23 protein-coding genes are annotated in these 23,057 nt (G+C 74.8%); 10 read left to right on the top strand and 13 right to left on the bottom strand.

The features are described from left to right. From AB0C69_RS15620 to AB0C69_RS15605, 4 genes are all read right to left on the bottom strand, one after another. Positions 1–1,395 (bottom strand): DNA repair helicase XPB (locus tag AB0C69_RS15620; protein ID WP_360353914.1); only part of this gene is annotated, 1,395 nt, incomplete at its 3' end. Between the two features lie 177 nt (positions 1,396–1,572). After that, positions 1,573–2,004, bottom strand: a complete 432-nt coding sequence (locus AB0C69_RS15615; RefSeq protein WP_353832447.1) for a DUF4190 domain-containing protein — start codon at positions 2,002–2,004, stop codon at positions 1,573–1,575. Between the two features lie 138 nt (positions 2,005–2,142). Then, on the bottom strand, positions 2,143–4,503 hold the full coding sequence (locus tag AB0C69_RS15610; protein ID WP_345173132.1) for a helicase-associated domain-containing protein: 2,361 nt from the start codon (positions 4,501–4,503) through the stop codon (positions 2,143–2,145). Positions 4,504–4,597: 94 nt separating this feature from the next. Continuing rightward, positions 4,598–5,215, bottom strand: coding sequence for a TetR/AcrR family transcriptional regulator (locus AB0C69_RS15605; protein WP_345173134.1), 618 nt, complete (start codon positions 5,213–5,215; stop codon positions 4,598–4,600). A 170-nt stretch (positions 5,216–5,385) separates the two neighbouring features. Here AB0C69_RS15605 and AB0C69_RS15600 point away from each other — a divergent pair, with 170 nt between their 5' ends. Further along, positions 5,386–5,868: a GNAT family N-acetyltransferase gene (locus AB0C69_RS15600; RefSeq protein ID WP_360353911.1), complete on the top strand. Its 483-nt coding sequence runs from the start codon at positions 5,386–5,388 to the stop codon at positions 5,866–5,868. A gap of 4 nt (positions 5,869–5,872) precedes the next feature. On the opposite strand, the gene AB0C69_RS15595 is transcribed toward AB0C69_RS15600, so the two are convergent. Continuing rightward, positions 5,873–6,238: a hypothetical protein gene (locus AB0C69_RS15595; protein WP_353832448.1), complete on the bottom strand. Its 366-nt coding sequence runs from the start codon at positions 6,236–6,238 to the stop codon at positions 5,873–5,875. A gap of 212 nt (positions 6,239–6,450) precedes the next feature. Between AB0C69_RS15595 and AB0C69_RS15590 the strand changes: the two genes are divergently transcribed. After that, entirely contained in the window at positions 6,451–7,092 is a 642-nt protein-coding gene (locus AB0C69_RS15590) for an HAD hydrolase-like protein (protein ID WP_345173139.1), read from the top strand. 176 nt (positions 7,093–7,268) lie between these two features. Beyond that, entirely contained in the window at positions 7,269–7,664 is a 396-nt protein-coding gene (locus tag AB0C69_RS15585; protein ID WP_345173141.1) for a cold-shock protein, read from the top strand. 40 nt (positions 7,665–7,704) lie between these two features. Here the strand turns inward: AB0C69_RS15585 and AB0C69_RS15580 are convergent, their stop codons facing one another. Then, positions 7,705–9,099, bottom strand: coding sequence for an MFS transporter (locus AB0C69_RS15580; protein ID WP_345173143.1), 1,395 nt, complete (start codon positions 9,097–9,099; stop codon positions 7,705–7,707). A 158-nt stretch (positions 9,100–9,257) separates the two neighbouring features. Here AB0C69_RS15580 and AB0C69_RS15575 point away from each other — a divergent pair, with 158 nt between their 5' ends. Continuing rightward, on the top strand, positions 9,258–10,118 hold the full coding sequence (locus tag AB0C69_RS15575) for a DUF3027 domain-containing protein (RefSeq protein ID WP_345173145.1): 861 nt from the start codon (positions 9,258–9,260) through the stop codon (positions 10,116–10,118). Positions 10,119–10,122: 4 nt separating this feature from the next. Then, the gene (locus AB0C69_RS15570; RefSeq protein ID WP_360353907.1) at positions 10,123–13,095 is read left to right on the top strand and encodes a hypothetical protein; all 2,973 of its coding nucleotides are present in this window, start codon (positions 10,123–10,125) and stop codon (positions 13,093–13,095) included. 6 nt (positions 13,096–13,101) lie between these two features. Here the strand turns inward: AB0C69_RS15570 and AB0C69_RS15565 are convergent, their stop codons facing one another. Both AB0C69_RS15565 and AB0C69_RS15560 read right to left on the bottom strand, forming a co-directional pair. Next, positions 13,102–13,362: a DUF2530 domain-containing protein gene (locus tag AB0C69_RS15565; RefSeq protein ID WP_353832450.1), complete on the bottom strand. Its 261-nt coding sequence runs from the start codon at positions 13,360–13,362 to the stop codon at positions 13,102–13,104. A 4-nt stretch (positions 13,363–13,366) separates the two neighbouring features. Continuing rightward, positions 13,367–13,939 (bottom strand): TetR-like C-terminal domain-containing protein, encoded by a 573-nt coding sequence (locus AB0C69_RS15560; protein ID WP_360353905.1) that lies wholly within the window; start codon positions 13,937–13,939, stop codon positions 13,367–13,369. 101 nt (positions 13,940–14,040) lie between these two features. Here AB0C69_RS15560 and AB0C69_RS15555 point away from each other — a divergent pair, with 101 nt between their 5' ends. From AB0C69_RS15555 to thpR, 3 genes are all read left to right on the top strand, one after another. Continuing rightward, positions 14,041–14,511 (top strand): MarR family transcriptional regulator, encoded by a 471-nt coding sequence (locus AB0C69_RS15555; protein ID WP_345173153.1) that lies wholly within the window; start codon positions 14,041–14,043, stop codon positions 14,509–14,511. 484 nt (positions 14,512–14,995) lie between these two features. Continuing rightward, a complete protein-coding gene (locus AB0C69_RS15550; RefSeq protein WP_345173594.1) occupies positions 14,996–16,273 on the top strand; it encodes an MFS transporter in 1,278 nt (425 codons plus the stop codon). Between the two features lie 116 nt (positions 16,274–16,389). Next, on the top strand, positions 16,390–17,013 hold the full coding sequence (gene thpR, locus AB0C69_RS15545) for an RNA 2',3'-cyclic phosphodiesterase (RefSeq protein ID WP_360353902.1): 624 nt from the start codon (positions 16,390–16,392) through the stop codon (positions 17,011–17,013). Here the strand turns inward: thpR and AB0C69_RS15540 are convergent. The 5 genes from AB0C69_RS15540 to AB0C69_RS15520 form a co-directional block, all read right to left on the bottom strand. Further along, the gene (locus AB0C69_RS15540; RefSeq protein WP_360353900.1) at positions 16,950–19,073 is read right to left on the bottom strand and encodes a hypothetical protein; all 2,124 of its coding nucleotides are present in this window, start codon (positions 19,071–19,073) and stop codon (positions 16,950–16,952) included. The two genes, thpR and AB0C69_RS15540, sit on opposite strands and share 64 nt — an antisense overlap. A 157-nt stretch (positions 19,074–19,230) precedes the next feature. Continuing rightward, entirely contained in the window at positions 19,231–20,244 is a 1,014-nt protein-coding gene (locus AB0C69_RS15535) for a hypothetical protein (protein WP_360353898.1), read from the bottom strand. A 49-nt stretch (positions 20,245–20,293) separates the two neighbouring features. Then, the gene (locus AB0C69_RS15530; protein WP_268248262.1) at positions 20,294–20,425 is read right to left on the bottom strand and encodes a hypothetical protein; all 132 of its coding nucleotides are present in this window, start codon (positions 20,423–20,425) and stop codon (positions 20,294–20,296) included. A 10-nt stretch (positions 20,426–20,435) separates the two neighbouring features. Then, positions 20,436–21,047 carry an A24 family peptidase gene (locus tag AB0C69_RS15525; protein ID WP_360353896.1) on the bottom strand — a complete coding sequence of 204 codons (612 nt, stop codon included), beginning with the start codon at positions 21,045–21,047 and terminating at the stop codon, positions 20,436–20,438. Positions 21,048–21,162: 115 nt separating this feature from the next. Then, positions 21,163–21,669 carry a hypothetical protein gene (locus AB0C69_RS15520; RefSeq protein WP_345177150.1) on the bottom strand — a complete coding sequence of 169 codons (507 nt, stop codon included), beginning with the start codon at positions 21,667–21,669 and terminating at the stop codon, positions 21,163–21,165. 154 nt (positions 21,670–21,823) lie between these two features. Between AB0C69_RS15520 and AB0C69_RS15515 the strand changes: the two genes are divergently transcribed. Next, the gene (locus AB0C69_RS15515; protein WP_360353894.1) at positions 21,824–22,258 is read left to right on the top strand and encodes a hypothetical protein; all 435 of its coding nucleotides are present in this window, start codon (positions 21,824–21,826) and stop codon (positions 22,256–22,258) included. 244 nt (positions 22,259–22,502) lie between these two features. Then, on the top strand, positions 22,503–22,991 hold the full coding sequence (locus AB0C69_RS15510) for a hypothetical protein (protein WP_360353892.1): 489 nt from the start codon (positions 22,503–22,505) through the stop codon (positions 22,989–22,991). The last annotated feature ends 66 nt before the right edge of the window (positions 22,992–23,057 follow it).

Raw genomic sequence — 23,057 nt, 5'->3', positions numbered from 1 at the left:
ATCGGGGACGAGCTGCGCGCCGTCCTGCGGACCGGCGGCCGGCCCTGAGGCGTCGAACAGCCGCTCACGCTCGCGGATCCGGGTCTCGCCCTTGATGACCGGCGCGTCCAGGAGCGCGCCGAGCTCGTCCAGCTGGTCGATGTACTGGCCGATGACGAGGGTCTGCTCGCCGCGGTGCCGGTCGACGAGCGCCTGGATGAGCTTGGTCTTGGTGTCGGTGGTGGCGCAGAAGCGGTACCGCTCCTCGGGCTCGGCGGTCGCGTAGGCGAGGCGCTCGGAGTCGGTGAGGGTGACGCGGACCTCGACGCAGTCGGCGGGCGCGATCCAGCCCTGCGCCTCCATGTCCTTCCACGGCGCGTCGTACCGCTTGGGGCCGATGAGGGAGAACACGTCCCCCTCGCGGCCGTCCTCCCGGACGAGGGTGGCGGTGAGGCCGAGGCGGCGGCGGGCCTGGAGGTCGGCGGTCATCCGGAAGATCGGCGCGGGCAGCAGGTGGACCTCGTCGTAGACGACCAGGCCCCAGTCGCGGGCGTCGAAGAGCTCCAGGTGCGCGTAGGCGCCCTTCCTGCGCGTGGTCATGATCTGGTAGGTGGCGATGGTGACCGGCCGGATCTCCTTCTTGGTGCCGGTGTACTCGCCGATCTCGTCCTCGGTGAGGGACGTGCGGCGCAGCAGCTCCTGCTTCCACTGGTGCGCGGAGACGGTGTTGGTGACGAGGATCAGCGTGGTCGCCTGGGCGCGGGCCATCGCGGCGGCGCCGACGATCGTCTTGCCGGAGCCGCAGGGCAGGACGACGACGCCGGAGCCGCCGTGCCAGAACGCCGAGGCGGCCTCGCTCTGGTAGGAGCGCAGCTCCCAGCCGTCCTGGGCGAGGGAGATGGCGTGGGCCTCGCCGTCCACGTAGCCGGCGAGGTCCTCCGCGGGCCAGCCGAGCTTGAGCAGGGCCTGCTTGAGGGCGCCGCGCTCGCTCGGGTGGACGGCCACGGCGTCGTCGCCGACCCGGTCGCCGATCATGCCCTTGATCTTCTTGGCGCGCAGCACCTCCTCCAGGACCGACCGGTCGGAGGACGACAGGACGAGCCCGTTCACGGGGTCCTTCTCCAGCCGCAGCCGCCCGTACCGGGCCATGGTGTCGGCGACGTCCACGAGCAGGGCGTGCGGGACGGGGTACCGGGAGAACCGGATGAGGGTGTCGACGACCTGCTCGGCGTCGTGGCCGGCGGCGCGCGCGTTCCACAGCGCGAGCGGCGTCACCCGGTAGGTGTGGACGTGCTCGGGCGCCCGTTCGAGCTCGGCGAACGGGGCGATCTCCTTGCGGCAGGCGTCGGCCAGGTCGTGGTCGACCTCCAGCAGCAGCGTCTTGTCGGACTGGACGATGAGCGGACCGTCGGTCAAAGCAGAAGCCCCCGTCGGGTTTCGGAAGATCGATGCCTCGTCCGGACACCGGCATCGCTGCCGCACGCTACCCGAGCGGCGACCGCACTTCGCGCGTTCCGGAGAGGACGGGGTCTTCAACGCCCCGGCCACCGCGTTTATTGCGCGCCGTCGTCCGGCGGCGCGGCGCGCGGCGGGTCAGATCCCCTCGGTGGAGCCGTAGTCGGGCTCGGACATGATGCCGAAGAGGACCCAGACGATCAGGAGGGCGATGCCGATGACGAGGGACGCGGCGAAGAGCGACCAGCTCCAGATCGTCAGTCTCCGGGCGGACTCCGGGTCGGTCTGGACGCGGCCGAGGGCGATCGCCGCGGTGATGACGCCGGGAATCGCCACGATGTTGCAGCACATGACGATCGCGACGGCGTTGCAGACGAGCGCGGCGATGGTGAAGCCGTTGCTCGTGGCCTGGTGGGGGACCCCCGGAGGCCCGTACCCGTAGCCGGGCTGGCCGTAGCCGGGCTGGGTGTAGCCGTAGCCCTGCCCGTACGCGCCGCCCGTGTCCCACTGCCGGTTCCCGCCGTAGGGGTCGTCCCAGCCCGACGGCGGACGCCCTCCGTACCCGCTCATCGGGAGCCTCCCTCGCACCGTTCGCCCGGACACGCTATCCCGTCCGATGGGTTGTTGATTGGACCGTATGCGAGGTTCGCCGGTTCCCGTCGTTCGCGGCGTCCGGTTCCGGACATCGGCGGATCGCGCCGCGACGGCTCAGGAGGCGTCGTCGAGCTCGGAGACCCCGGTGATGCGGTGCAGCGCGAAGCGGTGCACGGCGGCGCGGGTCGCGTCGTAGCCGGTGAGGAAGCCGCCCTCGACGCGGACGGGTTCGACGATGCGGCTGGACGCCTGCCCCTGCTGGTCGAGGTAGCCGATCCACACGCGGCCGCCGCGCTCGACGGCGCCGCGCAGCCGCTCGACGGTGGCCATCGCGGGTGAGCGGGGCGGCTCGCCGGAGGGGGCCTGCCGGGCGTGCTCGGCGCCGTGCAGGGACGCCTCGTCGCCGGCGCGCAGCGCCCGCACGGCCGCGGAGATCATCGAGGCGTCGGTGCGGTCGTCGGGACGGAACCGGACGATCTCGGCGGTGGGCGGCGGGTCGGCGCGCTGCGCGTCCGGCCGGGTCACGATCACGCCGCCGCCGGGCGCCTCGGCGACCGGGGCGAGGCCCATGGCGCGCAGGCCGTCGAGCAGGTCGGCGCGCTGCAGCCCGGACGCCAGGACGGTCGGGGCGAGGCGGTACAGCCGCAGCGGCGCGGCGCGCCGGTCGGCGAGGATCTCGTCGAGGGTGGCGGGCGCGTCGGTCCGGACGTAGGACGACAGGGCGCCGACGCGCAGGTGCCCGTGCCGGCGGGCGACGTCGTCGATCAGGTAGAGGAGCGGCTGCGGGAGCGGGGTCGCCGAGTGCCGGGTCAGCAGGTCGGTGACGTCGGCGGCGGTCCGCCCCGCGTCCAGGGCCCGGCGGATCGACTCGGGGGTGAAGCGGTACACGGTGGCGCCGCCGGTCGACTCGACGTCGGCGGCGAGGGCCAGCTCCCGGGCGAGCTCGGTGACCAGCGGGCCGGGCGCGACGGCGGTCAGGTCGGCCTGGACGAGGATCTCGTCGACGGGCTCCGGGAGGTACTTCTCCAGCGCGGGCTCGGGGTCGTCGCCGGCGAGCAGGTCGCGGCCGAACGGGGCCAGCTCGCCGAAGCCGGTGAGCCCGAGGGCGGCGGCCTCGCGGAGCGTCCAGCCGACGAGGCGGTCGCGGGCGGGCCCGCCGTGGCGGGGCCGCAGCCACGCCAGCCGGGCCAGGAGCGCGTCCTCGCCGACGACGACGCCGCGGCCCGCGCCGGCGAGGACGTCGAGGACGGCGCGGCGGGTGGACGGCGCGCTGCTGCGCACCATCGCCTCGCTGAGGGCGTTGATGAGCCGGTCGCGGTCGTCGCGGTCGCCGGCGAGCCCGGCGGCGCGGTCGGACTTCAGCCAGCCGCGGGCCAGCTCCGTCCAGCGCCCGGCGGTGTCGCGCATCAGCCACAGGTCGTAGGCGGGGGTGGGCAGCCACTCGCCGTCGAGGTCGCCGCTGCGGGTCAGCAGGCCCGCCGCGTAGGCGACCTCGACGAGCAGGGCCGCCTTCCACTCGGGGACGTCCAGGAGCGTCGCGGCGGCGCGCAGGTCGCGGACGGCGAGGCCGCCGCTGCGCAGGACGGGCGGCGGTTCCAGGCCCCAGCGCTCCAGCAGGTCCTCGATGAGCCGGACGGCGCCCGCGGCCTCGCCCGCCGCGGCGCGCACGACCACGTCCTCGCGGCGCGGTTCGGCCGCCGGGGCGAGCGGAGGCGGCTCGGCGGGGACGTCCCGGAACAGCCGCCCGCCGCGCAGGTGCAGGGCGACCTCGCGGGGCAGGGTGACCGTGCGGTCGTCCTCGGCGGCGAGGAGGCCGCGCGCCAGGAGCCGCTCGATGGGGGTGGTCGCGGTGTCGAGCCGGACGGGACGGCGCGCGTCGGCGACCCGCCCGACGGGAGGCCCCCACGCGAGCTGGTCGAGGGCGGCCCGCGCCTCGGGCCCGGCGTCCTCGATCAGGGCGGCGGGGTCGCTCAGCAGCTCCGCGAGCCGGGCGAGGAGGCGGCCGGAGTCGGCGAAGCCGCGCGGGGCCTCGCCGTCCAGGTCGGTGACCAGGTCGGTGAGCCGCTCGGCGGGGTAGCCCGCGAAGACCTCCCGGACGGGCGGCCCGAGCCCGGCCGGGTGCGGCAGGCTCTGCCGGACGCCGGGCGCCGTGGCCGGGGCGCCGTCCCCCCACGCCAGGCCGAACCGGCGGAGGGTGGCGAGCGCGCCCTCGGCCTGCCCGGGGGTGGCGTCGAGGGCGGCGGCGAGCGCGTCGGGCCCGGCCGGGGCGGGCAGGACGAGCAGGGCCTCCAGGACGGCGAGGGTGAAGCGGTCCAGGCGGTCGAGCGCGCGGGACACGGCGGCGGGCGTGGCGGCGCGGGCGGCGAGCGCGGTCAGGTCGGCGGGGACGGGGGCGAGCAGCTCGGGACGCGCGGCCAGCAGCGCGCGCAGTTCGTCGTCGCCGCGCGCGCGCAACCAGTCCGCATACGTTTCCATGCCGTTCCCCAACTTTAAGTCGCGTGCATGCCGCAGGCACGCGGGCCTCCAGGTTAGAGGCCCGCGCGAGGTGGGGAACGCCGGCCGGCCGCGATCAGGTGGCGGGCGTGCGGTCCAGATGCACCAGCCCGAGGCCGAGGCGCGCCCAGCTCTCCACGAACCGCTTCTCGTCGATGCGCGTCGGCGGCTCGTACATCGCCTCGTTCGCGAGCCAGTAGTTCACCACGGCGCCGCCGAGGATCGAGGCGACCGCGGGCCAGTCCTCGTCGAAGCCCTCGAACTCGGGCTGCGCCGCCAGCCAGGTGGCGATGCCGTCGTACAGCGGGTTGACGATGCCCTCGCGCATCTCCGCCACCAGGTTCGGGAACTGGTCGAGGTCGCGGAACAGGACCCGGATGAGGTCCTGCTCCTCGCGCATCTTGGCGAGCCCGGCCTGGCACGTCATGCGCAGCCGGGTTTCGAGCGGGCGCTCCTCGAAGGCGGTGGACTGCGTGAGGACGTCGCTGATCTGCCGGCGGGTCCGCTCGATGTGCTCGCGGATGGCCGAGGAGAGCACCTCCTCCTTGGACCGGAAGTGCCGGTAGAGGCCGCCCGCGCCCGGGGACAGGCCGGCCGCGGCCTCGATCTCGGCGACCGACGTCGCCGCGTAGCCCCGGTCGGCGAACAGCCGGAGCGACTCGGCCACGATGCGGTCGCGCGTAGATGTCGTCATGGTGATGAATTCCCTCCGCAAGAACAGTAAGGCATGTTCACGCGGCCGGTCCCCCGCGTCGCGCGCGGCGCGCCCGAATCCGTGATGCCGCTCGCGGCGGGGTGCCCGCGGACTAGAGTTCCTTCGTCCGCGCCCCGTCGCCGGAAGGGGCGTCGTCGGAAAGGTCGGCGATGTTCAAGTCTCCGCGGAAGGCGGCCGACGGGGCCTTCCTGCCCGAGGACTTCGTGGTGCCCACGCTGGTGGCCGGGCCCGACTTCCAGATCCGTCCGATCACCGTGCACGACGTGGTCAAGGACTACGGCGCCGTGATCGGCAGCCTGGACCGGCTGGCCGGCCGGTTCGGGCCCGAGTGGGGCTGGCCCGACCGCGAGTTCACCTTCGAGCAGGCCCTGATCGACGTCGCGTGGCTGCAGAAGCAGGGGCAGCTGCGGCGCTCGTTCAGCTACGTCGTGATCACACCGGACGGGGAGAAGCAGCTCGGCCGCATCCACGTCGCCCCGTCGGATCGTCCCGGCTCGGACGCGGTGGTGGTGTTCTGGGTGCGCGCGGACGAGGAGAACTCCGTCCTGGAGAAGGAGCTGGAGGGGTTCGTCCGCGAATGGGTCAGCACCGCGTGGCCCTTCGACAAGGTCCGCTTCCCCGGCCGCGACTAGCCCGCTACCGGCCCAGGCGGCGGACGAGGCCGACGAGGATGCGGCCGACCACCAGGTAGACGAGGGCGGCCAGGCCGTAGTTGACGGCGACCTCCACCTTGGGGTTCTCCGGCTGGAAGACGTCCCTGAACTGCCAGCACAGGTCGGTGGCCCGGTCCCCGAACCAGCGGACGAGGTCGTTGGAGGTGTTGGCCTCGAACGCGACGAAGACGATGTGCACGGCCAGGATCACCACCACGAGCGTGGTGGCGACGGAGACCGCCGCCGCGAGCAGGCCGGCGGCGCGGCGGCGGGTAGCCGCGGCGGCGGGCAGCCGGCGGGCGCGCGGTGCGCGGTGGTCACCGCCCGGCTCGGTCTGGGTCCCTGCCATGTGCGGCCTCCTCCACCGGGCCGGGCCCGGGTCGTCCTTGGGGCGGGGGTGGTGCGTTCGTATGCTGCGTTTTCCCTGGTCAGGTGGTTTGTGGTCGAGGGCCCGGGTATATCCGAGACACGGTCCCGCGCTCTCCTACTCGGATCCCGTCGCATCGCCACTACCAGGAGAGCGCGGGTCCTTCCGTGTGTCCACCCCCTTACCCTGTGGACGTGCTCGATCTTTCGTCCTCCGCGCCGTCCCGCGACGGCCTCGCGATCGGTTTCGACCTCGACCTGACCCTCGCCGACACCCGCGCCGGGATCAGCGCCGTCTACGCGGCCCTGGCGGCGGAGACGGGCGTGCCGATCGACACCGCGCAGGTGGTGCGCCGCATCGGGCCCCCGCTGGAGGAGGAACTGGCGTACTGGTTCCCGCCGGAGGAGGTGCCGGCGATGGCGGCGCGCTACCGGGCGATCTACGCCGACGTCGCGGTCCCGGCGACCGTGCTCATGCCGGGGGCCGCCGCCGCGCTGGAGGCGGTGCGGGCCCGCGGCGGGCGGGTGGTCGTCGTGTCGGGCAAGAACCAGGCCGACACCGAGCGGACCGTCCGGTTCCTCGGGCTGGCGGCGGACGCCGTGGTGGGCGGCCTGTTCGGCGCCGACAAGGGCGCCGCCCTGCGCGAGCACGGCGCCGGCGCCTACATCGGCGACCACACCGGTGACGTGGACGCCGCCCGGGCGGCCTCGGCGGTGGCGGTGGCCGTCGCGACCGGCGCGTACGACTCGGCGGCCCTCACCGCCTACGGCGCGGACGTCGTCCTGCCGGACCTGCTGGCGTTCCCCGGCTGGCTCGGCGGTTTCCCGGCGGGCTGACCCGCCCCCCGGCGGGCTGAGCTGCGCGGCGATATTCGGATGCCGTTCCGGAGCGGCCGGGATAGCGTCGATCGCGTTGCCCCGTAGGCCTCGCGGCGCCCCCGGCATGTTCACCGGCCCGCGGCGAGGCACTAATCTTGGGGTCGATTCAGGACGCTTACCGAACGAGGTCTCCGGTGCCGACTGGCAAGGTCAAGTGGTACGACTCCGACAAGGGGTTCGGCTTCCTCACCCGCGACGACGGCGGTGAGGTCTTCGTGCACTCGTCGGCGCTGCCGGACGGGGTCACGACCCTCAAGCCGGGCCAGCGCATCGAGTTCGGCGTGGTCGAGGGGCGCCGCGGTCAGCAGGCCCTGCAGGTGCGGGTGCTGGAGACGCTGCCGTCGGTGGAGAAGACCATCGCCAAGCAGCGGCGCAAGAAGCCCGACGAGATGGTCGTCATCACCGAGGACCTGATCAAGCTGCTGGACGGGATCTCCAACACCTACCGGCGGGGCAAGCACCCGGCCCCCGCGGAGGCCAAGAAGATCGCCATAGTGCTGCGCGCGGTCGCCGACGACCTGGCGCCCTGACCGTCCCCGCCCGCTCCCGGGCGCCTCGCGGCGCCGGAGGTCAGGCGCGCATCTCGTGGTGCGCGTCCTTGAGCGGGCCGGTGCGGTCGGGCCCTCCGGCCCGGCGCTGGACTCCGGCCTGCCGCAGCACCAGCAGCCCGGACGCGAGGGCCAGCGCCGCCGCGACGACCGCGAGCGCGAGCCGCCCGTCGGCGACGATCGACATGCCGAGGCCGAGCAGTCCGCCGAGGACCCAGCTGAGCTGGTGCAGGGTCTCCGAGACCGCGAAGGTGGACGAGCTCACCTCCTCACCGATCTCGCGCTGCACGACCGCGTCCATGGACAGTTTGCCGAGCACCTGCCCGAGCCCGGCCGCGGTCGCCACGGCGAGGGCCGCCCACAGCCCGAAGAACGCGGCGCCCGCGGCGGTGACGCCGGTGACGCACGCCAGCGTCGCCGAGACGATGAACCGCGGCGCCCGCGCCTTCATCCAGGCGCCGAGCGCGGTGCCGATCAGCCCGCCCGCGCCCGCGCACGCCGCGAGCAGGCCGAGGGCGACGTGGTGCGACACCGGGTCGAACCGCTCCTGGCGCAGCAGGAACGCCAGATAGATGATCAGGAAGCCGGAGAACGCGCGCAGCACCGCGTTCGCCTGCATCGCCTCGGCGACGACCGGGCCGACGCGCGGCAGCGCCCGCCACGCGCGGCGCGGGGCGGCCTTCTCCGCCGCCGGTTCGGCCTCGGGGACGTCCACGTGCCGGGGCAGCCGTATGGTGAACACGGCGCCCAGCAGGAACAGGACCGTGCCGATGCGCAGCACCCAGCCCGGCCCGACCAGCACGGCGAGGCCGGCCCCGGCGGGCGCGGTGATCGACGCGGCGATGAGCCCGGCGAACGAGCAGCGCGCGTTCGCCGTCACCAGCGAGATCTCCTCGGGCAGGACGCGGGGGGTGACCGCGGCGCGCAGCACCCCGAAGGCCTTGGACAGCACCAGCACGCCGAACGCGGCCGGCAGGAAGGTGACCTGGTCGCCGTGGGGCAGCGCGCTCGCCAGCGCCCAGCACAGCAGCGCCCGCATCACGAACGTGCTCGCGATCGCGTACCGGCGGACGTGCCTGGCCCGGTCCAGCGCGGGGCCGATCAGCGGTGCGACCAGCGCGAACGGCGCCATCGTGACGACGAGGTAGAGGGCGACCTGGCTGCGCGCCTGGTTGACGTCCAGGCCGAAGAACAGGGTTCCCGCGAGCGCGACGGTGACCAGCGCGTCCCCGGCGGAGTTGAACGCGCACGCCTCGATCAGGCTGCCGAGCCCGCTGCGGCCGGCGCCCTGGGCGTGGGTGACGCGGCGGGTGAGCCGTCCGGTCCCGAGCGCCGCCGAGCGCGCTGCGCGGCACGCCCGCGCCGCACCCCCGGCGACGGCGCGCGCGGACCGACCTGCCCGTGTCCGGTCTGCCATCCGCCCTGTTCTCTCCTCGCGGTCGTCCCGGCTCGGGGGCCGGGGGCGGCCATCGGAGTCCTCGACTGAGAGTACGTTCCCCGCTGGAATGAGGGATCACCTCGCGGACGGCGCCCGCCTTGTGCGGGCCACGTGCCCGCATGGGCGAGAATTGACATGTGAGCCCACAGCGCCAGTCCAGCCCCGCGCGCTCCGCCGCCGCGCGCACCACGTCCGGGGCCGCCCGCCGGTCCCGCACACCCGCCGTCGACTCCGCCTGCGCCGAGGCGGTCGACCTCGCCCGGGAGGCCGCCGAGGAGACCGCCGGCCAGACCCAGGTCGGCGAGCACCTCGGCCTGCGCGCCGAGGGCGACCGGGTGGTCACGCACTACTTCGTCTGCCTCGACCCCGCGTACACGGGCTGGCGGTGGGCCGTGACGGTGACCCGCGCGTCGCGCGCCAGGAACGTCACGGTCAGCGAGTGCGTCCTGCTCCCCGGCGACGACGCGCTCCTCGCGCCGCCGTGGGTGCCGTGGCTGGAGCGGCTGCGCCCGGGCGACCTCGGCCCCGGCGACCTGCTGCCGACCGCGCCCGACGACGTGCGGCTCGCGCCCGGCTTCACGCAGGTCGACGAGTCGACCGACCGCGAGACCCAGTGGGAGCTCGGCCTCGGGCGGGTGCGGGTGCTGTCGCGGGAGGGCCGCGACGAGGCCGCCGCCCGCTGGTACGACGGCGTCGCCGGGCCCCGCGCCCCGATCGCCGCGTCCGCCCCCGCCCAGTGCTCCACCTGCGGTTTCTACGTGGTGCTGGCGGGCGCGCTGCGGCAGGTGTTCGGCGTCTGCGCGAACGAGTACGCGCCCGACGACGGCCGCGTCGTCTCCGCCGACCACGGCTGCGGCGCGCACTCCGAGGCCGTCTCCCTCCCGGCGGTGTCCGAGCACAACCCGCCGGTCATCGACGAGCTCGGCTACGAGGTCGTCCCCACCGGCGGTGACGAGGACGCCGCGTCCCTCGACGACGAGGCGCTCGGCCACAGCTGATCCCATGGAGGACGTGTTCGGCGCGCGGGCGCTGCGAGAGCGGGTCCTGCGCGCCTGGGCCGAATCCCCGGCGCGCTTCCGCGAGGACGCCAACGCCGAGGAGGACCACGCCCTCGGCGGCTACCGCGACCGCGTCGTCATCGAGCTGGCGCAGAACGCCGCCGACGCCGCGCGGCGCGCCGCCGTGCCGGGCCGCCTCAGGCTGGCGCTGCGCACCGGCGGGGAGCCGCTGCTGACCGCGGCGAACACTGGGGCGCCGCTCGACGCCGCCGGGGTGGAGGCCCTCTCGACGCTGCGGGCCTCGGCCAAGCGCGACGAGCCGGCCGCCGCCGGCCGCTTCGGCGTCGGCTTCGCCGCCGTCGTCGCCGTGACCGACACCCCGGCCATCGCGTCCGGGACGGCGGGCGTCGAGTGGTCGCTGAGTCGGGCCCGGGACCTGGTCGAGGGGATTCCGGGGCTGGCCGGGGAGCTGGGGCGGCGCGGCGGGCACGTCCCGCTGCTGCGGCTGCCGTTCGCCCTGGACCGGCCGCCCGAGGTCCCGGCGGGCTTCGACAGCGTCGTGCGGCTGCCGCTGCGGGGCGAGGCGGTGGAGCCGGTCCGGCGGCAGCTCCGGCAGGTGGGGGCGGCGCTCATGCTGGCGCTGCCCGCGCTGGAGCACGTCGAGATCGACGTCGACGGGGACGTCCGGACGCTGACCGCCGAACGGCGCGCCCCGGGCGAGGTGATCATCGACGGCGGCCGGTGGCGGACGGTCGAGGCGCACGGGGAGATCCCCGCGGAGCTCCTGCGGGACCGTCCCGTGGAGGAGCGGGCCCGGCCGTTCTGGCAGGTGCGGTGGGCCCTGCCCGAGGACGGCCTCCCCGGCGACACGCCCGGCGTCCTGCACGCGCCCACGCCCAGCGACGAGCGCCTCGACCTGCCCGCGCTGCTCATCGCGTCCTTCCCGCTCGCGCCCGACCGGCGGCACGTCGCGCCGGGCGCGCTGGCCGACCTCCTCGCCGACCGGGCCGCCGAGGCCTACGTGCGGCTGCTGGCCGACCTGCCCGTCTCCCCGAAGGTGCTGGAGCTCGTGCCGGGGCCGATCGCCGCCGGAGAGCTGGACGCGCGGATCCGGCGGGGGATCCGGGAGCGGCTCCCGGAGGCGCCCGTCCTGCCCCACCGGACCCGCGGGCGCGACGCGATCGCGGTGGACGCGCCCGCCGCGTTCGTCGAGGTGCTCGGCGGCCGGGGCGCCGAGGAGGAGACGGACACCGTCGTGGGCGGCCTGCTGCCGCCGGAGTGGCCCGCGCGGAGCCCGGCGCTGGCGGCGCTCGGGGTGCGGCGGGTGGAACTGGCCGACGTGATCGACGAGCTGGCCGCTGTGGACCGGGAACCGGCGTGGTGGCACCGGCTGTACGACGCGCTCGCCGGGGCCGCCACCGACGCTCTGGGGGCCCTGCCGGTGCCGCTGGCGGGCGGGACGGGGCGCGTGGTGCGGGGGCCGCGCGGCCTGCTGATCGCGGACGGCGTGGATCCGGCGGGCCTGGAGGTGCTCGGGCTGCGCTTCGTCCACCCGGACGCCGTGCACCCGCTCCTGGCGCGGCTCGGCGCGGTTGAGGCCGGGCCGCGGGCCGTGCTGGCGGACGCCGCCGTGCGGGCGGCCGTCGAGGAGTCCTTCGACGCCGACGATCCCGACGCGGTCGCCGAGGCCGTGCTGGGCCTGGTCGCGGCCGCGCACGCCGATCCCGGTGACGAGCCGTGGCTGGCCGAGCTGGCCCTGCCCGGCGAGGACGGCGAGCTCTACCCGGCGGGCGAGCTGCTGCTGCCGGAGAGCCCGCTGCGCGAGATCATGGCCGGCGACGCGCCGTTCGGCGTCGTGGACGCGGAGATCCTGGAGCGGTGGGGCGCGGAGACGCTCACGGCCGCGGGCGTCCTGGACGGGTTCGCGATGGCCAGGGCCGAGGACGTCAACCTCACGGGCCTCGCCGACGAGGCCGAGAGCCTCGAACTCGACGACGAGGACCTGTGGGCGGACGAGGTGCTGCGCCGGACCGGCGAGCAGGACCTTCCTCCGCTCGTCCCCGAGTTCGCGGCGGTCCGCGATCTCGAACTCGTCGACGATTGGGCGGCGGCGCTCAGGGTTCTCGCCGCCCCGCCGTGCCGGTCCGCGATCGTTGATCCGGCCCATGTCGCCCTGCACGACGGGCGGCGTGTCGTCGTCCCGTCCTACACGGCGTGGTGGCTGAGCCGCCGTCCCGTGCTGGACGGCCGCAGGCCGGGCGAGTTCCGCCTGGGCGGCGACGAGGCGCTCGCAGGGCTCTACGACGTCGCGCCGCAGGGCCTCGACGAGCACTTCCTGCTCGCCCTGGGCGTCCGCACGTCACTGGTGGAACTGCTCGATGAGCCCGGGGGCGCGCAGGAGCTGCTGGATCGCCTGGGCGATGCCCGGCGGCCGGTGGGACGGTCCCAGCTGGGCGGGCTCTGGACGGCGCTGGCCGACGCCCCGGACGCGGCCGTCGAGCCGCCCGAGCGCGTGCGGGCGGTCGTCGACGGCGACGTCGAGGTGGTCGACGCGGCGGACGCCCTCGTCCTCGACGGCCCCGACCTGCTCCCCCTCCTCGAAGGGCAGCCGCTCGTCATCGCCGGGGAGGGGCGCGACGCGCGCCTGGCCGAACTCCTGGACCTGCCGCTCGCCGGGGAGGAGATCCCGGGGCTCGTGGGGTCGGACGGCGAGAGGCGTCCCGTCCCGGAGGCCGTCAGGGCGGTGATGCCCGGCGCCCCCGCCGACTACGTCGCCCACGAGCGCCTCATCGTGGACGGCCAGGACGTCCCGTGGTGGACGAGGGACGGCGAGGTCCACGCGAGCGGCGTCGCCGGCCTGGCGCGGGCGCTCGCCTGGTCCACCGGGCACTGGGGCGACCGGCTCCTGCTGGAGGCCGTCCTGCGGGCCCCCGAGACCCTGCCCGTCCTGCTCGCCGAAGACGACCTGGAGGCCTAGGGAGCCCTAGGAGGGCGTCTCGCGCCTGGCGGCGCGCTCGGCCTCCTGCCGGGCGCGGCCGGCCTGGAGCCGGGGGACGTACCACATGGCGAAAAGCCCGATGCCGATGCCGGCGCCGCACACCCACAGCCACCAGCGGTCCTGCGACGGCAGCCCGACGATCAGCAGCACGACGAGCGCCACCGCCCAGGCGGCCGTTCCGGCGGCCGCGATGCGGACGTCGTTGGTCTGCATCGGCGGCGGGTCCGGGCGGCGCGGAGGGCTCATGCGCTCAGGCTACGCGGCCCCGGCCCGCCAGTCCGCCGGTGACCATCGTGATCAGCAGCTCATAACTGCCCTCCAGGTCGGCGGGGAGCCCGAAGCCGCCCGCCGCCTCCAGGACGGCGAACCCGTGGACGGCCGAGCGCAGGCAGCGCGCCGCGTGGACGAGCTCCGGCCCCTCCAGGGCGTAGCCGCGCAGCGCCCCGAACAGGATGTTCAGCAGCCGCTCCGCGGCGTCGCCGGCCGAGCCGCCCTCCGGGTCCGCCGTCTGCTCCATCGCCCCGTAGCGGCCCGGATGCTCCACCACGTAGGCCCGGTAGGCGTACATCAGCGCCCGGACGGCGTCGTCGCCGGACCGCCCGAGCGCGGCCTCCCCGAGCCGTTCGGCGAGTTCCTCCAGGACGCGCGCGGTCACCAGGTGTCGCAACTCCGCGAGATTGCGGACATGCTTGTACAGGGAGGGCGTCGCGACCCCGGCCCTTCCCGCCACCGCCGCCAGCGTGAGGGCACCGGGGCCCTCGGCGTCCACGACGGCGACGGCGGCGTCCACGACCGCGTCGGGCGACAGTCCCGCACGGGGCATCGCGACCCTCCTCTATGTCTCTTTAGCTAACAGGCTAAGGAGCTTAGCGAAAGTGTCAAGTGGCGGCGTGGCAGCATGGGCAGCACAGGAGACCGAAGACGATGACATTGCCACCGATCCGGGGCCGCACGGCGTCCGCGCCCGGCCTGGCCGAGGAGCTGCGCATCTCGATCGCGCGGCTGTCGCGCCGGCTGCGCACGCTGCGGCCGTCCGCGGCGGGCGAGGGCGGTCCGAGCCCGCTGTCGCTCACGCAGTTCGCCGCGCTCGCCGCCATCGAGCGGCACGGGTCGATGACGCCGCGCGAGCTGGCCGACCACGAGAAGGTGCAGCCGCCCTCGATGACCCGCGTCATCGCCTACCTGGAGGAGCGGGGGCTCGTCGCGCGCAGCCCGCACCCGACCGACGGGCGCCAGGTCGTGCTGAACGCCACCGACGAGGGCGCCGCCCTGCTCGCCGACGAGCGCCGCCGCAAGGAGGCCTGGCTCGCCATGCGCCTCGGCGAGCTGACCGAGGAGGAGCGGGAGATCCTCCGCCGCGCCGCCCCCGTCATCGACAAGCTCAGCCGCTCCTGAAGCCGCCGCCAGGGGCCCGCGGGGGCCTGGATCGACTTGATCGGATTCGTTGGCGCTTGCCGGAATGCGGGCGGGTTGATTACCGTTAGCCTTGGTAATGACTTCTGCTAACGAAACCCCCGACGAACCCGAGGGGACCGCGACGCGCGGCGCCCGCGGGCGGCGAGCCGCACATCCGGCCCGGACCGCCGCCCTCGCGAGCCCTGCCCGCTCCCGCCGTCGCCGCCCCGCCCCGCGTCCCGCCGCGCACGCGCCCGCCCGCCCCGCCCCGCGCCCGGACGCCGCCCCCTCCGCGGCCGCGACGGACCAGGCCGGAACGTTCCACGAGACCGTGGCGGACGTCCCGGAATCCGCGTCCGCACCCACCGTCGCCGGATCCTCGGAGCCCTCCGAACCGTCCGGACCCGTCGTCCCCGAGACCCCGGGCCCGGAACCGGCCGACCGCGACGAGGCGCCCGCCGAGGAGCCCGGGGGCCGCGCCGGCATGTTCCGCTCGCTCCGCAACCACAACTTCCGCCTGTACACCGCGGGCCAGGTCGTCTCCAACACCGGGACGTGGATGCAGCGGATCGCGCAGGACTGGCTCGTCCTCGATCTCGCCCACGGCAGCGGCACCGCGCTGGGCATCACGACCGGCCTGCAGTTCCTGCCGATGCTGCTGTTCGGCCTCTGGGGCGGCGTCATCGCCGACCGCTACTCCAAGCGCCGCGTGCTGATGCTGACGCAGGTGTCGATGGGCGTGCTCGCGCTGGTCCTCGGCCTCCTCGCGATCTCCGGCACGGCGCAGGTGTGGCACGTGTACGTGCTGGCGTTCGGGCTCGGCGTCGCGACCGTCGTGGACAACCCGACCCGCCAGTCCTTCGTGGTCGAGATGGTCGGCAAGCGCGACCTGCCGAACGCGATCGCGCTGAACAGCGCCACCTTCAACGGCGCGCGGCTGCTCGGCCCCGCCGTCGCCGGGGTGCTGATCGCGCTGATCGGCACCGGCCCGGTCTTCCTGGTGAACGCCGCGTCGTTCGGCGCGGTCCTCTTCGGCATCTACGCCATGCGGACGGACGAGCTGAACCAGGCCGCCCCCGTCAAGCGCGCCAAGGGCCAGCTCCGCGAGGGGCTCCGCTACGTGCGCGGGCGCCGCGACCTGATGCTCGTGCTCATCCTCGTCGGGTTCCTCGCCACGTTCGGGATGAACTTCAACACCACGGTCGCGCTGGTGGCGAAGGAGGTCTTCCACACCGGAGCCTCCGCGTTCGGCCTCGCGTCCAGCATGCTGGCGCTCGGCGCGCTCAGCGGCGCCCTGCTGGCCGCCCGCAGGGTCGCCCGGCCCCGGCTGCGGCTGCTGGTGGCGATGGGCCTGGCGTTCGGGGCGCTGGAGGTCCTCACCGGCCTGATGCCCACGTACTGGTCGTTCCTGGCGCTGCTGGTGCCGACCGGGATCGCGATGATGACGATCATGACGGCGGCGAACGCGTCCGTGCAGCTCGGCGTCGCGCCCGAGATGCGCGGCCGCGTCATGGCCCTCTACATGCTGGTGTTCCTCGGGACGAACCCGCTGGGCGCGCCCGCGGTCGGCTGGCTGGCCGAGCACTTCGGCGCGCGGGCCTCCCTCGTCCTCGGCGGGCTGGTCTCCGCGGTCGCCGCCCTCGCGGTGGGCGCCCTGGCCCTGCGGTGGAGGACCGACGAGCAGCGGGCCGCGTCGTCCGGGCGCGGGACGGTGCGTCCCGCCCTCGCCCGGTTTCGCCGCGCCCGGGTCGCCGAGCGGTAAAGGGCTCGCACGGGCCCCATAAGACCGGCGCGGTACGGCGATTCGGTTGACCCTATTTGCGTGACAAGGAACGCCGCCTGCTGAAAAGCTGGCGGGGTGGCCCTGTGGAAGCGTTCATGAGGCTTTTCGTGGCGCTCGTCCCGCCGCCGGAGGTTCTGGACGAGCTCGCGGAGGCCGTCCGGCCCCATCTCGGCACGGTCTCCGAGCTGCGCTGGATCCGGCGTGATCTGATGCACGTCACGCTGACGTTCCTCGACGAGGTCGACGACCGCACCCTGGAGCGCCTGCTCCCGAGGCTGGAGCGCGCCGTCCGCCGCCACGAGCGGATGACGCTGTCGCTGGCGGGCGCGGGCGCGTTCCCCGGCAACGGCGCGCACGCCCGCGTCCTGTGGACGGGCCTGTACGGCGACCGCCGCGCCCTGGCGAGGCTGGCCGCCTCCACCACCGCCGCGGGCCGCCGGGTCGGGACGATCCCCGACAAGCACCGCGGCTTCCGCCCGCACATGACGCTGGCGCGGTCGCGGCGGCCCGTGGACGTGCGGTCGCTCGTCGAGGCGCTGTCATCGTTCGCGGGCATGCCGTGGACGGCGGACTCGGTCCACCTGATGCGCAGCCACCTGCCGGGCAAGGACAGCGCCCAGCTGGAGTACGAGGCGCTGACGACGTGGCCGCTGCGTCACAGCTCCGGCGGCGGAGGGGCGGGACGGTCGGCGTCCGGCGGGCCCCAGGGGACTCCGTAGCGCTCGCAGGCACGGCGCAGCTCGCCGAGGTCGGGCGGGAACGTGATCTGGCGCAGCACCCGCCCGGACGGCCCCCACACCACCAGGCGGGGCATCCGCTCGACCGCGTCGTCGATGCCGACGCCGCCGAGGCGGTCGCGGGGCAGGTCCCACTCGACCCGGCCGCGCCGGGTGACGACGGCGACCCCGGCGGCCGACACGCGCAGCTGCGACCGGTTGCGGTCGTACAGCCAGTAGCCGAGGAGCCCGGCCAACGCCCCGGTCGGCATCGACCACATCGCCGTGGCGTTGAACCCGCCCAGGTCTGGGCCGAGCCACACCGCGCCCAGAAGCGCCACCGCCTCGCACAGCAGGACGCTCATGCCGTAGGTGCCGACGCGGGACCGGCGGGTGGCGTCGAGGACCGTGCCCGGCGCGGTCACCGGGCTGGGCGGGGTGTGGGCGGGGAAGACGAAACCGGACTCCTCCGGCGGCTCCGGCCGGGCTGCCGCGCCCTCGTGCGCGGCGCCCTGCGCCGACAGGGCCGGGGCGGGCTCGGGGCCGGGCGCCGACAGCGAGGACATGGCCGAGTGGAACGCGGCGCTCAGGTAGGCGTCGTACTCGGCGTCGTTGACCGGGAGCCCGGCGCGGCGGGCGGAGTCGCGCAGGTCGGTGCGGGAGATCCGCAGCGCCGAGAGGGGGGCGGAGAAGAACTCGTCGCCGTCGGAGTCGTACAGCCGGACCCAGGCGTGCCCGGAGACGGTCAGCAGCTCGATGCCGCCGATGCGGTCCTGGGGCATCTTCAGCACCACGTCGCCGGCGGCGTCCGCCCAGCCGAGCCCGTCGCCCTCCACGACCAGGCGCCCGCCGGGCACCTGCGCGAAGATCTCCGGCAGCCCTTCGAGCCCGTAGTCGGGACGGCGCGGCGACCGCGCCCCGGGAGTGATCACGCGGTAGCCGTGGTCGTCGAGGGCGTGCGCGAGCTGGAAGCCGTCCAGGCCGTGGGCGGGCAGCCGGGCGACCAGCTCCAGCCGGTGCCCGAACGCCAGCGCGGCGAGGTCGGCGCGGCGCGGCTCGCCGCTCACCGGGTCCAGCCGCAGGCCGGGCCCGACGACGACCGCGGCGACGTTCTCGGCGCGCAGGTCCTGGATCTCGCGGCGGCGGCCGGGGCGGGCCCGCACCAGCAGCCGCTCCGCCGTGATCGTCCAGCGGACCTGCGCGGCCCGCAGCAGCCGGCGGCGCGCCGCGAGGACGCCGCCGATCGCGGCGAGGGCCCAGCAGCCCGCGGCGAGCCGGGCGCCGAACTGGCCCGTCCCGTCCAGCGCGATCCGGACGATCATGACGGCGCCGAGCAGGGCGGTGAGCGCGCCGAGGAGCATGATCCGGCGGCGGCTCGGAAGCGGCTCCGGCGTGGCCAGCCGCTGCTCCTCGGGCGTCGCGCGGGACGCGCGGCCGGAGGGGGCCCGCGCGGGCGGCTCGTGCGCCGCGGCCAGCAGGGCCGCCTCCTGGTCCAGCAGGCGCTTCTCGGCCGCGTGGTCGCGCGGCAGGGGGCCGCCGCCGGGGACGTCGTCCTCCAGCCCGGACACGCGCAGGGCCTCGTCGAGCGCCGGGTCGAGCAGGTCGGCGGCCTCGCCGTCCAGGACGTGCATGGGGATGCCGAGCCTGCGCGCCGCCACGAACACCGCGAGCGGCTCCAGCCCCATCGCCGTCATCCCGCCCACGGCGGTGCGGCCGAACCGGTGGAAGACGGTCAGGACGCCGTCGCCGGTCGTGATGGCCAGGCCGTCGATCCGGGACCGCTCGTAGGAGACCATCGTCAGCCCGCCGGGGCCGACGCGCTCCAGACCGGCCGCCGACAGCCGCCAGTACGGGCGCGGGCGGCGGCGGCGCGCCTCCGGGACCGCGCCGAGCAGCCACGGGAACGCGGCGACGGCGCCGATCAGCGCGGCCCACAGCCACACCGGCCTGATCGGCAGCAGCGCCAGCGCCACCGCGAGGACGGTGAACGGACCCGCGGCGACCGGGCGCCACCGGCCGCCGGATCCCGCGAGGCCCACCAGCTCATGCTCCACAGTCCGCATCCTCACACGGGTCCCCGCGGGACCGTCGCCCCCTTCCACGATCCGGTCGCCCTCCGGAACCGACATCCATCGCGCCGGTCAGGTCGGGACTCCACCGCCGTCACATGAGGCTCACCGGTCGCGTGAGCCGAGCCTCCGTGGAACCGCCGCCGTGCCCTCACCGCCGTCGCCGCACCAGGCCGTAGCCGACCGCCCCCGCGATCGCGAGGGCGAGGAACAGCGCCATCCGGGTGTTGGTGGCGTCCCGGCGGCCGCTCGTGGTGTCGTCGCCCGGGCCCGCGCTCCCGGGGGAGGACGCCGGCGACGGCCGCGCCTCCTCCGGCAGCGGCAGCCGGTAGACCGGCTGGTTCACGCCCTCGGAGCCCACCAGCAGCGACCTCCCGTCCGGGGTGTAGGTCACCGACTCGCCCTGCACCTGCCGGGGCAGGTCCAGCGACTCGATCGTCTTGGCGGGGCGGCCGTCGGCGCCGACCGAGTAAAGCCGGGCGCCGAAGTAGGTGCGGATGACGCAGGTCCGCCCGTCGGGGGCGAAGGCGCCGTCGGTCGCGATGGGCGGGGCGTCCCCGACCTGGCGCAGGACGTTGGTCCCGCCGGTCCGCAGCCGCGCCGGCGCCTCGTAGACCTTGCCGCCGAACAGCTTGCTGGCGATGTAGAGCCGGTTCGTGCGCGGGTTGATCATCATGGTCTCGGCGTTGCGCGGCCCGTCCTCGTACTTCATCCGGAACCGGGTCGCCGGCAGCGCCTGGCTCACCAGCCGGGCCGGCTCGGGGATCCGGTACACGGTCACGTACGGCCAGGCGCCGCCGAGGTTGTCGCCGATGTCCGCCACGAAGATCGCCGGACGGCCGCGGCCGTCCTTGCCGATCGCCATCGCCTCCCAGTCGCGGGCGCCCGCGCCGGCGAGCGTGAGCACGGCGACGACCCTCCCGTCCGGGCCCAGCGCGTAGACCTTCGGGACGCCGCCGGAGTCGTTGTGGGTGTAGACGACGCCCGGGTGCAGGGAGCTGGCCGCGAGCCCGCTGGACTCGGTGATCCGGGTGTCCTTGATCGTGAAGGCGACCGCGTCGCCACGACCCGCGGAGGCGGAGGCGGAGGGGGAGAGCAGGCAGACCGGGGCGCCGGCGAGGGCGATCGCGGTGCCCGCACGGACGGCGGCCCGGCGTGCTGACATGGATCGATCATCCCCGTTCCGCGCCCCGACGATCACTGATCCGCGCCGCTCAGCCCAGCAGCGCCCCGACGACCACGGCCAGGATGAGCGCGGTCAGCACGGTGGGCAGCAGCCATTGGGGCGCGCGGTTCACGCTCCTGAGCTTATTCGGCCTCCCGGCCGCCTCGAACCGTCCACCCATGATCTGCATCTCATCCCGCGCCCAGGGACAGCACCGCGACGAGCGCGCCGGCGAGCATGTAGGGGCCGAAGGGGAAGTCGCCCTTGCGGGAGCGGCGGGCGATCATGATGCCGAGGGCGACGAGGCCGCCCGTCAGGTAGGTCGTGAGCAGGCCGGTGATCCAGGCGTTCTGCCCGAACCAGCCGAGGTAGAGGCCGAGGACGCCGGACAGCTTGACGTCCCCGAGGCCGATGCCGGACGGGACGAGCAGGGCCTGCGCGAAGTACAGCGCGAACAGCGCGGCCATGCCGGCGAGCGCGTGCTCGAACCGCCGCGCGCCGTCCTCGGTGAACGGCGCCGCCGCTGCGAGCAGCACCGCCGCGACGCCGTAGGACGGGAGCGTGAACCGGTCGGGCAGCCGCTTGACCCCGACGTCGATGAAGCCGAGCAAGGCGCCCGCGGCCGCGAGGTACAGCAGCGCGGGCAGGACGGGCTCGAACCCGGCCCGCCATCCGAGCACACCGAAGAGGGCGGCCGTGACCAGCCCCATCAGGATCCGGCGGCGGCGCGGGACCTCGCCCACGTAGGGCGCCGCCAGCGGCGCCGCGAGAACGCCGACCGCGAACCCGACGGGCACCAACACGAACGCGACCATCGACCCTCGCCCCGATCCGGCGTCTGCACAGCCTCCGGCACTGTAACCGCCCGGACGGGACGCCCGTCCGGGCCCCGGGAGGCCGGGGGACGGCCGGCGGCGGTCAGCGCCGGTATTGGCGGTCGTGGCGGCGGTCATAGCGGCGGTCATAGCGCGGGGAGTAGCGGTCGTCATAGTCGTCATCGCCGTTGATCAGGATCCAGACGAAATAGCACAGCACCAGCCCGGCGAGCACGCTCCCGATGTCGATCGCGCCGCCGCCGTTGAAGGACTCGTGAGTCGCGGGGGCCGTGCACACGTGGTCCTTGCACTTGGCGCCCTTGTGCTTCTCGCGCCATTCGTCGGGCGGTGACTTCACGCGGACGTACGGCTTCTCGTCGATCAGCACGGCCTCCTGCCGCACGCCGTCCTCCACCGCGGTCGCACCGGGCTTGAAGTACTTGCCGGAATGGATCTGGGGCCGGCCCTGGTAGATCGCGTTGACGGCCTTCGCCTGCAGCCAGGAACGGTTGGCCACGCAGATGATCAACACGATGCCCATCATCACGAGGAGCACGACGCGGGCGATCAGCCCGATGCAGCCCAGCCCGGCACTCCGTCGATAGAACACACTGAGGACCCGTCCGGAGACCCCCCGAAGACGCAACCGCCGAGGGCACAGGGGTCGCCGGCTACTTGCTCGGTGCCACCGCGCGCGGACGGTCCCTTACCGCGGGGCCTCAGAACCCCGCGGTCATGCAAACCACATCTCAGAAAGGCATCTCATGTACGAGATCCCCGACCAGGAGAAGTTCCCCCCGTTCCGGAGGCTCTTCTTCGCTTTGGAACAGGCTCGGCCCGACCGCGCGGCTCTCATGACGCGCCACGTTCTGGCGGAGCTGAATCTCCCGTACCACGTCGCGCAGAGGCTGGAGCAGTTCGCGTACGAGCTCCTGCTCAACGCCTACCAGCACACGACGGGCGTGGACCTCGCCCGCGTGGGCGACGAGCCGCTGCCGCGCAACATCCGCCTGGAGGTCGGCACCGTCGACGTGCGCGGCACGACCTGCGTCCGCGTCGCCGTCTACGACCGGGGCGACCTGCGCGACTTCCACTGGTCGTCGGCCCGCCGCGGCCTGACCTCCATCCGGGACTACGCCCACGAGTACGGCTGCGAGGCCGCATCACCGTACGGCAAGGTCGTGTGGGCCCAGATCTGATCGCGGGCCCCCCGCCCGCCGTCCGCGCCAACGGTCGCCACGGCTCCTGATCGGAAGCCGAGGCGAGGAGACGGACCGGCCTCCACCCCCGACGGGGTGGAGGCCGGTTCTTCTTTTGCCCTTGGCCCCCTACCACCTGCGTCCGCTCACCCGACAGGAGTTGCGGTCCATGGCCGCATCCGGACGGTAGACCCCGCGAGTGACCTTCCCGGCTCTCGCCACGCAACCCAGAAGGAGTGTTTCCATGCACGGATCGACCGTCATCGGCGCCCCTCGTTCGCAGCCCCGGCCCGCGTTCGAGAGCGACCAGCAGGTGCCCTACACCATCGACCTGCAGTCGTTCGAGCTCAACGAGCCCACGGACGCCATGGTCAGGAACGCGGTGCAGGGCATGTTCAGCGACCTCCCCGAGGAGGTGCAGGGCGACGTGAGGCGGGTCGCGATGGAGCTGATCCGCAACACCCAGCCCCTCTGGCGGCCGCAGGCCGGGGTCATCCGCCCCGGCAGCCCGGCCGTCACCGTGACGCTGGGCTGGGCCACCGACGAGCGCCCCCGCGAGTGGGTCAAGTACCCCCTCATCACGGTGAGCGACGGGAACGCCGCCATGCCCGACGTGCGGGACCTGACCAGGACCTGGCTCGGGCTGGTGGTCGAACTGACCCACCGGTGCGGCGCCTTTCACACCACGTCCGGCAAGCGTTACTGGGCTCTCGTGAGCCCCGACGCGCGCTGATCTCCACCTGAACGACGCCCGGCATTCACCGATCCGGGCGATGCAGTGGCGGGCCGCCATCCCCGC

Origin of the sequence: Actinomadura sp. NPDC048032, assembly GCF_040653175.1 — a bacterium.
In the GTDB taxonomy this organism is placed as follows: Bacteria; Actinomycetota; Actinomycetes; order Streptosporangiales; family Streptosporangiaceae; genus Spirillospora; species Spirillospora verrucosospora.
This window is presented reverse-complemented; position numbering and strand designations above follow the sequence as displayed.

Bases quoted from the DNA above. Each gene is read 5' to 3' on its own strand.
- AB0C69_RS15605 (WP_345173134.1), bottom strand. From the start codon at position 5,215: ATGACGACATCTACGCGCGACCGCATCGTGGCCGAGTCGCTCCGGCTG.
- AB0C69_RS15570 (WP_360353907.1), top strand. From the start codon at position 10,123: ATGGAGGACGTGTTCGGCGCGCGGGCGCTGCGAGAGCGGGTCCTGCGC.
- AB0C69_RS15535 (WP_360353898.1), bottom strand. From the start codon at position 20,244: ATGTCAGCACGCCGGGCCGCCGTCCGTGCGGGCACCGCGATCGCCCTC.
- AB0C69_RS15565 (WP_353832450.1), bottom strand. From the start codon at position 13,362: ATGAGCCCTCCGCGCCGCCCGGACCCGCCGCCGATGCAGACCAACGAC.
- AB0C69_RS15560 (WP_360353905.1), bottom strand. From the start codon at position 13,939: ATGCCCCGTGCGGGACTGTCGCCCGACGCGGTCGTGGACGCCGCCGTC.
- AB0C69_RS15550 (WP_345173594.1), top strand. From the start codon at position 14,996: ATGTTCCGCTCGCTCCGCAACCACAACTTCCGCCTGTACACCGCGGGC.
- AB0C69_RS15540 (WP_360353900.1), bottom strand. From the start codon at position 19,073: ATGCGGACTGTGGAGCATGAGCTGGTGGGCCTCGCGGGATCCGGCGGC.
- AB0C69_RS15580 (WP_345173143.1), bottom strand. From the start codon at position 9,099: ATGGCAGACCGGACACGGGCAGGTCGGTCCGCGCGCGCCGTCGCCGGG.
- thpR (WP_360353902.1), top strand. From the start codon at position 16,390: ATGAGGCTTTTCGTGGCGCTCGTCCCGCCGCCGGAGGTTCTGGACGAG.
- AB0C69_RS15555 (WP_345173153.1), top strand. From the start codon at position 14,041: ATGACATTGCCACCGATCCGGGGCCGCACGGCGTCCGCGCCCGGCCTG.
- AB0C69_RS15615 (WP_353832447.1), bottom strand. From the start codon at position 2,004: ATGAGCGGGTACGGAGGGCGTCCGCCGTCGGGCTGGGACGACCCCTAC.
- AB0C69_RS15515 (WP_360353894.1), top strand. From the start codon at position 21,824: ATGTACGAGATCCCCGACCAGGAGAAGTTCCCCCCGTTCCGGAGGCTC.
- AB0C69_RS15530 (WP_268248262.1), bottom strand. From the start codon at position 20,425: ATGGGTGGACGGTTCGAGGCGGCCGGGAGGCCGAATAAGCTCAGGAGC.
- AB0C69_RS15600 (WP_360353911.1), top strand. From the start codon at position 5,386: ATGTTCAAGTCTCCGCGGAAGGCGGCCGACGGGGCCTTCCTGCCCGAG.
- AB0C69_RS15595 (WP_353832448.1), bottom strand. From the start codon at position 6,238: ATGGCAGGGACCCAGACCGAGCCGGGCGGTGACCACCGCGCACCGCGC.
- AB0C69_RS15510 (WP_360353892.1), top strand. From the start codon at position 22,503: ATGCACGGATCGACCGTCATCGGCGCCCCTCGTTCGCAGCCCCGGCCC.
- AB0C69_RS15610 (WP_345173132.1), bottom strand. From the start codon at position 4,503: ATGGAAACGTATGCGGACTGGTTGCGCGCGCGCGGCGACGACGAACTG.